Source organism: Nostoc sp. S13 (genome assembly GCF_029379315.1).
In the GTDB taxonomy this organism is placed as follows: domain Bacteria; phylum Cyanobacteriota; class Cyanobacteriia; order Cyanobacteriales; family Nostocaceae; genus Nostoc.
Genome location: NZ_JAQYWQ010000075.1, coordinates 25,059 through 35,780, shown reverse-complemented (window position 1 = coordinate 35,780; position 10,722 = coordinate 25,059). Strand labels below are relative to the sequence as shown.

General features: G+C 40.3%; 9 protein-coding genes and 1 pseudogene. 4 read left to right on the top strand and 6 right to left on the bottom strand.

Features of this window, described 5'->3' with window-relative positions; translation table 11 throughout:
• Positions 1 to 559: 559 nt before the first annotated feature.
• A complete protein-coding gene (locus PUQ00_RS21270; protein ID WP_300420416.1) occupies positions 560 to 2,215 on the bottom strand; it encodes a Ppx/GppA phosphatase family protein in 1,656 nt (551 codons plus the stop codon).
• A 384-nt stretch (positions 2,216 to 2,599) separates the two neighbouring features.
• On the opposite strand from PUQ00_RS21270, the gene PUQ00_RS21265 reads away from it, so the two are divergent.
• Complete coding sequence (locus PUQ00_RS21265; protein WP_300420418.1) at positions 2,600 to 3,481, top strand: 4-hydroxybenzoate solanesyltransferase; 882 nt, start codon at positions 2,600 to 2,602, stop codon at positions 3,479 to 3,481.
• Between the two features lie 243 nt (positions 3,482 to 3,724).
• Entirely contained in the window at positions 3,725 to 4,492 is a 768-nt protein-coding gene (locus tag PUQ00_RS21260; RefSeq protein ID WP_300420413.1) for a thioredoxin domain-containing protein, read from the top strand.
• A gap of 190 nt (positions 4,493 to 4,682) precedes the next feature.
• Here PUQ00_RS21260 and PUQ00_RS21255 read toward each other — a convergent pair whose 3' ends face one another.
• The 4 genes and pseudogenes from PUQ00_RS21255 to PUQ00_RS21240 all read right to left on the bottom strand — a co-directional run.
• A complete protein-coding gene (locus tag PUQ00_RS21255) occupies positions 4,683 to 5,348 on the bottom strand; it encodes a glutathione S-transferase family protein (RefSeq protein WP_300420410.1) in 666 nt (221 codons plus the stop codon).
• 66 nt (positions 5,349 to 5,414) lie between these two features.
• On the bottom strand, positions 5,415 to 5,858 hold the full coding sequence (locus tag PUQ00_RS21250) for a thioesterase family protein (RefSeq protein ID WP_300420408.1): 444 nt from the start codon (positions 5,856 to 5,858) through the stop codon (positions 5,415 to 5,417).
• The gene (locus PUQ00_RS21245; RefSeq protein ID WP_300420406.1) at positions 5,858 to 6,451 is read right to left on the bottom strand and encodes a TetR/AcrR family transcriptional regulator; all 594 of its coding nucleotides are present in this window, start codon (positions 6,449 to 6,451) and stop codon (positions 5,858 to 5,860) included. The genes PUQ00_RS21250 and PUQ00_RS21245 overlap by 1 nt, the downstream gene beginning before the upstream one ends.
• 229 nt (positions 6,452 to 6,680) lie before the next feature.
• Positions 6,681 to 6,809 (bottom strand): annotated as a pseudogene (locus PUQ00_RS21240) (NADH-dependent alcohol dehydrogenase); the annotation flags it as partial.
• An 860-nt stretch (positions 6,810 to 7,669) separates the two neighbouring features.
• Between PUQ00_RS21240 and PUQ00_RS21235 the strand changes: the two are divergent.
• Complete coding sequence (locus PUQ00_RS21235) at positions 7,670 to 8,467, top strand: sulfite exporter TauE/SafE family protein (protein ID WP_300420403.1); 798 nt, start codon at positions 7,670 to 7,672, stop codon at positions 8,465 to 8,467.
• A 43-nt stretch (positions 8,468 to 8,510) separates the two neighbouring features.
• On the opposite strand, the gene PUQ00_RS21230 is transcribed toward PUQ00_RS21235, so the two are convergent.
• Positions 8,511 to 9,173, bottom strand: a complete 663-nt coding sequence (locus PUQ00_RS21230) for a cadmium resistance transporter (RefSeq protein ID WP_300420401.1) — start codon at positions 9,171 to 9,173, stop codon at positions 8,511 to 8,513.
• Between the two features lie 180 nt (positions 9,174 to 9,353).
• Here PUQ00_RS21230 and PUQ00_RS21225 point away from each other — a divergent pair, with 180 nt between their 5' ends.
• Entirely contained in the window at positions 9,354 to 10,514 is a 1,161-nt protein-coding gene (locus PUQ00_RS21225) for a hypothetical protein (protein WP_300420399.1), read from the top strand.
• Positions 10,515 to 10,722 lie beyond the last annotated feature (208 nt).

Below are 10,722 nucleotides of genomic sequence, written 5' to 3'. Positions count from 1 at the left end.
AAACCTCTCCGTATTCTCTCTTAGTCTTGTTCAGAAATCAAATAGGAGTCCTATATATTATTAATATTCTTATCTTTCAAGTTTAATATTTAAAATAACATTAATCAATAATTAAGTGCTAATTGAAAAGATAAGTGATGTGTATCTAATATCCACACAACACTCACTTTGTCTCATTCTCCAAGTCAATTTGACTGCGACCAGCTTATCTATATGCCAGCATCTCGTCAAATTGCGGATCATCCTTGCTTTAGTGAAATTTTATATAAGGATATCTAAGTTTTCCCAGCTTAGATATCCAATAGCAACATAACCTACATCAAATAGACTATTAACTATACTCTAATTCTAATTCTAATTTGTATTTTTAAACTACTTCTTTGGATAGTTTATTAATTCATCCTTAAGTAGGATGAAAAAGTTTATATATGAGAATTTAACTGGAAATTTGAAAGCATATGCTTAAATTAGAGATAATTTGTAGTAGCGCATATATGTACGCTTATACTTGATTTAGCAGGTGCGTTACACAGCATTAACGCACCCTAACTACTAGTTTTTAGGAGAAGCTAGTAACGCTAGAATTTTCTAAATTCGCTACTAATTTTACATCAAATTCTTCCTCAAACACTCCTTTTTTATAATCTAAACTCCAGAGTTCTAAAGCACAATCATTATCAGATTGAGATGGAAAAATTAGCAAGTTTACCTGCTGGAATTGGGGATAATATTCACATTGCACTTGAGCGATCGCACCAATTTGTCGTCTATCCAATGCCACTGCCAATCTTAAAATTGCACTCAATTGACTGACCATTTGTCGCTGGTGTTTAGTCAGCAAATTTTGGTAATCTTCATGTTTTTTCTTGGGCGGCGATTTGCGATGATAACGCGCTAAATTGGCAATGATTTCAATCTCGGTTTCTGTATAACCGAGTAATTCCCCATTGCGAATTAGATAATAAGAGTGCTTGTGGTGAGACGAATGGCTAATATAATGACCGCAATTGTGTAATATTGCAGCTGCCCACAGCAGTTGTCGCTCATCGGCTCCCCAGTGGTGTAGAGTACCTTGAGTTTGATCAAATAAACTCTGGGCAAATATTGCGACGCGATCACTATATTCTAAGTTGACGTGGTATTTATTAGCGAGTTTTAGAACATTGCGTTCCCGAACTGAACTTTGGTAGCGCAGCTTATCTTCAATTAAACCGTGGGTTAACATCCAGTCTACGATTACGCCTTCCCTCAAAGAACGCTCACAAACTGTGACCGATTCACTACCCAAGAGGGTCATTGCTTCCTGTAATATTACTGCACCAGCCAGTATAACTTCCGCCCGCTTATCTGGCATCCCAGGTATGGCAGCCGTTTCGGAGTTACTCAGTTTCCGCAAGCGATTTACCAACTCTCGCAAGTCTTTAAGACTAAACTCGTAGCCATTGAGAGTGGAAGGAATAACACCTGACTTTTCCCGTGCATGAATCATCGCCAGGGTTTCAATTGTGCCAGCCGTACCCACCAAACGCGGAGATTCCGCAAGTTCGAGGTTTGCTAGTACCTCATCCACGGAACGTTCTAACATACCGCGTGCATAGGCTTGTAGGTGCTGAAACTGCGTGTTGCTGATCGGGTCAGTGGTGATTAACTCGCTAGTAAGTCGGACTGCACCAACTTTGGTACTGGTGAGAGTACGCGGTTCGTTACTATCACCCAAAATTAACTCTGTGGAACCACCGCCAATATCAACAATCATGTGAGGTTGGTTGTTAAATTCCATCCCCGACAGCACGCCAAGGTAGATTCGTCGCGCTTCTTCCTGACCAGAAATCAAGTCAACGCTTAAACCCAACTCCGTTTCTATTCTCTGCAAAAAATCTTTACCATTGGGGGCTTCCCGCACAGCACTAGTTGCCACAGCAATGATCGTTTCAGCGTTGATAGTTTTAGCAACTTCTTGGAAGCGTCCTAAAGTAGCGATCGCCTTTTTAATTATCTCTGGTTTGAGTTCTCCTGTAGTTAAATTGCGATCGCCTAGTCTCACAGTTTCTTTTTCTCTGGCGATAATGCTGAAAGCAGGTAGTGTGGGGTCAATCTTGACTACTACCATGTGTAGAGAATTTGTTCCCAGGTCAATGGCAGCAATAATCCGATCTTGCTTAAGTGGTTGAGTTGGAACACTCTCCCAGCTAGCCGAAGCTACTAAACTCAGCATCTAGTTTTCTCTCTTTATAAGAAATGATGGCAAACGGTGGTATGTCGGGGTAGCTGGTACTGATATTTATTGCAACATACTTGCTCAGGCTGACTGCTAAATAAATTAAAAAATACTCAGCACTCTTCATCTTTGGTCAAAGGTAATTGAGCTAAGTATATTCACCCTACTGTTTCTAACCTAGTGACTATTTAAAGATATTTAAAGTTGCCATTTTAGGTTATGTTTTTACAAATAGCAAATAACGTTATTCTATAGATGTAAAGATGTGTAAATTAGGGCATGGGGCATGGCGCATAGGGCATGGGAGAAATAACTAATTCCGAATGCCCAATACCCAATACCCAATGCCCAATGCCCAATGCCCAATGCCCAATGAATACTATGTTAAGGACGCCAGAACGCCCCCAGTCACCAGTTTGGCTTGTAATTATCCGGCTTTTGCGCTGGCATAAACCAGAAGGACGGTTAATTTTAATGATTCCTGCCCTTTGGGCTGTATTTTTGGCAGCTTCTGGGAAACCGCCTTTACCTCTGGTTGGTGTGATTATATTGGGTACTCTAGCTACGAGTGCGGCTGGGTGTGTTGTCAATGATTTGTGGGATCGGGATATTGATCCACAAGTGGAGAGAACACGCGATCGCCCCCTCGCTTCTCGCGCCCTGTCTGTGAAAGTTGGGATTGTAGTCGCGATCGTATCCCTAGCATGTGCAGGAGTCCTGGCCTTTTATCTTAACCCCCTGAGTTTTTGGTTATGTGTGGCAGCAGTGCCTGTAATTCTGCTTTATCCAGGTGCAAAGCGGGTGTTTCCCGTACCGCAACTAGTGCTTTCCATCGCTTGGGGTTTTGGCGTATTGATTAGCTGGAGTGCAGTCACACAAACAATTTCTCAACCAACTTGGTTACTTTGGGGCGCGACTGTATTGTGGACATTGGGATTTGATACAGTTTATGCTATGAGCGACAAGGAAGATGATCAGCGCATTGGTGTTAATTCTAGCGCCTTATTCTTTGGTGATTATGCTCCTGTAGCTATTGGAATTTTCTTTGCTGGCACAATCTTGTTATTGGCTTGGTTAGGTGTACTTATCCATCTGCACTTAGCTTTCTGGATTAGCCTTGCAGTTGCTACTATCGGATGGGTTTGGCAGTCTCTGCGATTAAGACAGCGAGACTTACCTAATCCTATTTATGGTAAAATGTTTCGGCAAAACGTGTGGATTGGTTTTATTTTACTTGCTGGGATGATTGCTGGATCTTTTTAACAAGTAAAAAGTGATCTATAGAATCCCGATAATTAAAATTAGGGTATTTTAAATTGAAGCGTACTATTAGGTCGAACCGACTGTGCATCTATGAGTTAAAAAAAATATTTATCGTAAATTATAAGTGTTTAAGATCCTTATGTCTGTTCAGTTCCCCTGCGGGAAGCAAGCTACAGACGGGCGAAGACTCGCCGAATGTAAATGTCTTTAATGTGTCAATTTTGAATTATTAAGAGTTTTTATATGGGTATATTTTTTGATTCGTTTAGTCCCTTATCTAAGTATCTGCGTACTTGGAAAGCTATAGGTCTGCTATGTTTGGTTGTCACCTGGTCATTTCCTGCACAAGCTAACAGCACCATTGATCCGCAGTTGGAACAGCAAGTATTACAAATTATCCGGGAACACCCAGAGATACTTATTGAGTCTGTTCAAGCTTATCAGCAGCAACAACAACAGAAAGTCAAACAAGCACAGCAAGCATTTTTAGAGGATTTTAAGAATAATCCTCAAACAGTGATTGGTGAGTCTCCCACCACAGGTTCAACTAAATCAAAAACTGTGCTAATAGAATTTTCAGATTTTCAATGTCCCTATTGTGCTGAGGCGCATAAAACCTTGCAAGAATTGTTAGCAAAGTATCCAGATAAAGTAAGATTAGTTTACAAGAATTTACCTCTGGCTTCAATTCATGCTGAAGCATTGCCAGCTGCAACAGCGGCTTGGGCTGCATATCAGCAAGGCAAATTTTGGGAATATCATGATGCGCTATTTACTAATCAAAAGCAGCTAAGTGAAGCGTTATATTTAGATATTGCTAAAAAACTGAATCTTGATTTAGGTAAGTTTAAACGCGACCTGACTCTTGCCACTCCTGCAATTAAGAAAGATATCCAGCTAGCTGAGAAATTGGGTATTCCTGGTACACCTTTCTTTGTAATTAATAGTCCGACTTTTTCAGGAGTGGTGCAGCTAGAAGATATCAAAAAGATATTGACTGATGCTAAGTAAATTGTTGTAAGGAGTAGCTTATAAGGAGTGATGAGGATAAATTTTCCTCCCTTTTCATGTTCTTAAAGATATGACAACTTCAATGGTGATACCAATTTTAGAGATTGCTATAGAGTGTACTTGATTCGTTAGCGATCGCAATTACTTCTTGATATCCCACCTCAACACGCATAGACTCGCTAATCACTTGTTATTTGTTCTTATTGGCTTTATTCCTACGCAACCTCACTAAAGCTCTAACTCGCCCTTTAAACGCTTCAAATTCTTCACTGCTCAATTTGGTTTTCTGCCATGCTGGACGTTGCATCAAGCGCTCAGACCATTCATTTAGCCTGTGGTAATCACTGAGATTAACACCTAAATTAGGTAATGAAAGTACAGCTATTCCCGCAACGATATCTGCTAAAGTTAATTGCTGACTACCAAAAAAACTGCCATTGCCAAGCATTTGTGTAAAAAATTTCAATACCTTATCTATATGCTGCTTTGCTTGTACAGCTTGCGGTGAATCTTCGCTTTCATAAATTAGTGAAATTACTTGTGGAAATAATTCATTAGCAGTGACTAATTTCACCATCCTCACCTTTGCTAACGCCTGAGGCTCAGAAGGTAGCATTACAGGTGTAGGATATTTACTTTCTAAATAGTCCATAATTGCCAGTGATTCTACAACTCGAAAACCCTCATCCACCACAACCGGAATGTGAGAAAAGGGGTTAATTGTCAAAAACTCTGGTTGTAATTGATCGCCATCCAAATTTATCAAAACTGATTCAAAGGGAATCTCCTTTTCCAGTAAGGTGAGCCACACACGACGAGCATTTTGTGAGAGCGGATTGTAGTAAAATTTCAGCATCTAAATCCTTAATAAATAAAACCATTCGGTTTGAAAATACTTAAAAAATTTCAGCTTTTATCAAATTCAAATTTCCTGAGTCACTTGCTGACACTGGAAATATTTCTTTTGCAATTCTTCTGGAATTTTAACGGGACGACCATTGTGTAAACTAATAAAAGTACCTTTTTGTGTAGCCACTGCTGCTAACTCATTGTTAGCTAAAATTTCAGCCTGCACAGTCCACTTCAATCGTCCTAAATTACTCAGCCATAAACGTCCAATCACTTGATCAATAATCTTTATCGGACATTTATATTCAATTTGCGTTCCCGCTACAATCGGTGTATATCCTTGCTCAATTTGCTGATTGAGTTGACAATGTTCATCTAAAAACTTTAAACGCAAATCCTCTAGCCATCTGATATACACAATATTACTCACGATTCCCATAAAATCAATGTCGTATGTTCTTACAGGAATTGCTAATATTACTTCTAATGGTCTATACAAGTTATTATTTACTAGCATTATTTCTCAAGGTGAGTTTCCAAGTATTGATTCAGGTGATTAATTACCCTATCCATGTGAATTGAATCTCCATAAAGCTTGCTCATCATTATCGCTCCTTCCAGCGTTGCAATTATGATGGTAGCGATTTCATCAGCACTCACTTGTGGGCGAATTTCACCCTTTTTAATTCCCGTTTCAATAATTCGACGAATCAGATACAGCCAAGAGTTCATCGCCTGTTGAGCACGTTCCCGCAACGCCGGATGAGCATCATCACTTTCCACAGCAGTATTCAGCAGTGGACACCCTCCCTTAATCGGTGGATTTTCTGCGAAGCTACTAAATACGCTAATGATTGCTTGCAGGCGTTCAACTGCGTGGCGTTTACTTCGTAATGCAAATCTAGTATGCTGTTTGATGCGAGCGATCGCAAAGTCAAAAGCCTGTAGCGCCAGATCATCTTTACTTTGGAAGTGATTGTAAATTCCTCCTTTCTGCAATCCAGTGACACGCATGATATCTGACATCGATGAGCCTGCATAACCCTGTTGGTTAAACAGTTCGGCTGCTTGGTAGAGAATTCTGCTTTTTGTTTCTTCGCCTTTGGACATGAATTTATTTCCGACCGAATGGTCTGATTAATACTATCATGATCAATTCCTCACAGTCAATAGACATCTCCGAAAAAGAATGTACGCGAAATTTCGCGTCTCTACAAGAGTTCTAGATAACGCATATTTAATTTCACCAGATGTCTAACATATTTGAATTAATTATTGAATACAAATTATTAGCTTTTCTTTCAATAAGGTTAGTTATAATTGCTTGCGCGGTAAAGCAAGCCAACGCAGACTTCACCTGGTCGAGGCCGTTAGTTTTGATGCTACCCCCACCGTAAATAATGAGGATTTTGGCATCAGCAGAAATTTCAACAGCAATTTTGGCGATTTGACCTTTACCAAACAAGATTTAGACTCAATACAGTTCAGTTAAGCATTTCTTCCTTCTCTTTCTTCTCTACGAAACGCTACGCGAACGCGGTTCGTTAAAATTGACTTTGACAAAGAGTTAAGCCTTAACCCAAGCGTATTGGATTTAGACTAGGGAATCGGATTTGACCTTGATTATTGTAATCGGTTTCACAGTGTTGCCCAATTGCAGTATGAATCCAGATGTAAAGACGCGATATATATATCTTTTCTATAAGATTTTGAATTATCCCTATGGTTATTAACTTCAGGGTAATTTTTTTAGCAACCAGTCCTCAGAAATTTAACCGCCTGCGGTGTATTATCCAGAGAATTTAGCGATATACAATGCGAATACGCTGGACGTTTGATCATGCTTACAAGTAAAATACGGTAAGTGCATCGCCTTACGTGCTTTTACATGTAAAACCGCAAAAAAACCAGTTAGAAATTGAGTTTAGCAGAGCAACTGACCCATAAGTAGTTATCAAAGCCTGTTTCAGCTAAATGCTAGTTGTCATGCTGACAAAAACTTCTATACAGGTTTTAAGTTATCCAGGAATCCTCTGCCCTAACCTTTAGCTGGATAACCTTTGTGTCACTCATCCCTTGAGAAACACAATAACTTGCCATAACTAGCTCCGTCTACCACTGGGCTATAGTTTGGCTGCTGTTCTCTAGCAGTGAAGCTTTAGCTAATTTTCGGTTCTAGCTGTTCGTAGTTAAGTCAGTGAACAGTTATCAAGGCTTCGTTTGGGGATTTAAAGCCTAACCGACGCTGCTCACTTATAGAAGTGGGAGGCTCAACAGAACTCTGATAACTGATAGCTGATAACTGATTGTTGAAACCCCCACAAGAGTATGCACTATTTATTACTACCGCTCTTAAGCTTTTTTGTTGGCATCATCGTTGGTTTGACAGGAATTGGCGGCGCCTCTCTCATCACCCCAATGTTGATTTTTGTTTTTCAGGTTCCGCCTTCCATCGCAGTGAGTTCTGATGTTGTGGCTGCCACATTGATGAAGATTGTTGGTAGCGTTAAGCATTGGGAACAGAAAACCCTTGACACAGAAGTTGTCAAATGGCTGGCATTCGGGAGTGTTCCAGGCTCACTGTTCGGGGTGGGGATTTTGCACTTCATTAAACGTACAGGTGAGTATAACCTGGATAATATCTTGCTCCGTTTGCTTGGCGGGATGATTTTGTTAGTCACAGTGTTAGCACTAGTGCAATTGTTGTTATTGACTTTTTTGCCCAAGTTTAATTTACCCGAACTGCCAAAGTTCGACTTAGAAACTAATTTTGGTCGCTTCCTAACAATCACTTTGGGAGGAATTTTAGGCTGTTTGGTTGGTCTAACTAGTGTCTCTTCAGGTTCAATGTTTGCCCTAGTGCTGATTGGGTTTTTCCGCCTTGATGCACGCAAGTTAGTGGGTACTGATATTTCACATGCAGCAATTTTACTAGTGTTTACAGCCCTCGGTCATCTCAGCCTGGGAACAGTTGATTGGAGTTTGGTACTGCCTATCTGGCTAGGCTCTGTGCCAGGGGTGTTACTAGGCGCTAAAATCTGCCAGGTAGCTCCGCAACGCCCACTACGGTTTATCATTTACGCCATTTTGATGATGGTAAGTTGGAAATTAGTTAATCAAGTGTGAGCAATTTGAGATTTTCAACCCTAAATCCAGCATTCAACATTGATTAACTTCTCACCCAAGGTAGTAGAGTAAATGTACCTCGTTCATACATAATGAACAGACCCAAGCCAATTAACACAAAAGGTACGACAGCTTGACCGTAGCGACTTAAAATATCAGCAATGGTAGGTTGACGGCTTAAAAAATAAGCGATCGCACACCAAACCCCGACCATGACAAAAAATATACTTAGAATTACTCCCAAGCTGGCAAGATCATGACCAGCGAATAAAGGAATATATATACTAATATTGTCACCACCATTAGCGATCGTTACTGCTGCTACTTTATAGGTTTGGGGATGCAAAATACTCAAAATAAAAGACAATACGGGGTTAGTAGATGTGGACTGCCTAAAATCACTGCTGACTGTCTGAACTGTTATAGTTTCTTCTTTTCTAAATACTAATTGCTGAATACCAATTGCTATTGGTAGCAGTCCTAGCAATCCTATCCATTCTCGCTGTACGACCAAGCCACCAAAAAATCCTGGTAAGCTAGCGATGATAATGGCTGCAAAACCTAGATATTGACCGAGTAAGATATGCCGCCGCCGAAAATTAACATTTACCTGTGAGAAAAATATTAACAAGATAATAATGTCATCTATGTTAGTGGCTATGAAGGCAATTATTCCTTCACTGAAGGTTGTCCCTAGCTTACTCATGCTGGATTTTTAGAACCTACGACTTATCACCATACCAAATTAACTAATTACTAATTCGTAATTCGTAATGACTTTTGCAGACTCGCTAACGTCATTATCAATTACGAATTATTTTAACCTTCTGGCACAACTAAGTTTTAAAATTACAAAGTAATTATTTCGATAGAGAGGATTTTGTCAATGCCTAGACTTACGGTTCCACCTAATTTCATCGGTACTTCCGGTATCGATACTTTAGTCGGAGAAGAGTTAAATGCATCTGTGGCGATTGGTATTGATATTTTAAATCCAGGTGTGATTAGTACATTTTCAGCAAACGACAGTATTACTGGTACTGGTGGTACTGGTGGTACTGGTGGCGGTACTGGCGATACTGGAACCGGCATCAGCAACAGTGGCAGTTTTGATGCAGGGGACGGAAATGACACTATCACTGGCACTGGGACTGGTGGTATTGGTGGCGAAGGTTCCGCCGAGGGCACTACTAGTAATTACAGGATCACAGGCGAAAGCGGCTACGGCGGTGCTGGAATTGGCATTAGTAACAGTGATAAACTAACTACTGGCAAAGGAGAAGATACGCTCATCGGCACTGGTACTGCTGGCAGCAGAGGCAAATATATAATTTCCCCTATACCTAAATATATTGATGTTGGATTTGTCCAGGTCATTCAAGAAGACACCATCCCCACCACAGAAAGGATCAGCACTACTAGCATTGATAGTCAGAACAAGAACATCGAAGACGCCACCATCATCACAGGGCGGAGCAAAAGCAGCATCGGCATCCAGAATATTAAAAAAGCAATTATTACTACGGGTGAAAATACTGACACGATTAAGGGTTCTGCAAACAGCTTGGAAGCAAACATCCTAGCCTATGGCATCTTCAATGACGGCATCATTGATACTGGTAATGGCCATGACATCCTCACCGGAGAAGCAACAACCACAATTGGTGGTACTGCCTATGGTATTTATGGGCAAGGAATCATCAAGACTGGTGATGGGAATGACAAAGTTACCGCCACTAGTAATATCGATAAAGTTCAACAGAAAGTCACTATTGGTGGCGGTATCCGCTTTGAATTAGGGACTGGGGATGACTACTTCAAAGGGTTCGGATCTGCAATTGTTGATGGCGGGAATGGTTTTGACACCCTTGATGTGAGCGCTTTCAAGCGTTCTGAAGTTAGTGTATCTGGTGTTATTTCTGGCAATAGTCTAAACCCTGCCAACATTACCTTCAACAATAATGGAAAGTCTATTACCCTTTCGACAACTGGCTGTGAGAATTTTATCTTTGCAGACAGCTCTTTCTCCTACAGTAGTTTGACTTGAAACGAGAATTACCACAATTAAATTGTATACACTATGTATACAATTTAATTGTGAGTAAAGTAATGTATAGGAATCGTATTTGATTTTTGAAATTATCTACGTAGGCGGGGAGTGGGGAGTAGGGAATAGGGAATAAGGAATTAGGCTTTTCGAGTTATACCGAGCTTTTTCAGAAATCAAATATTAATCGTATAGTTTTGACTTTTAA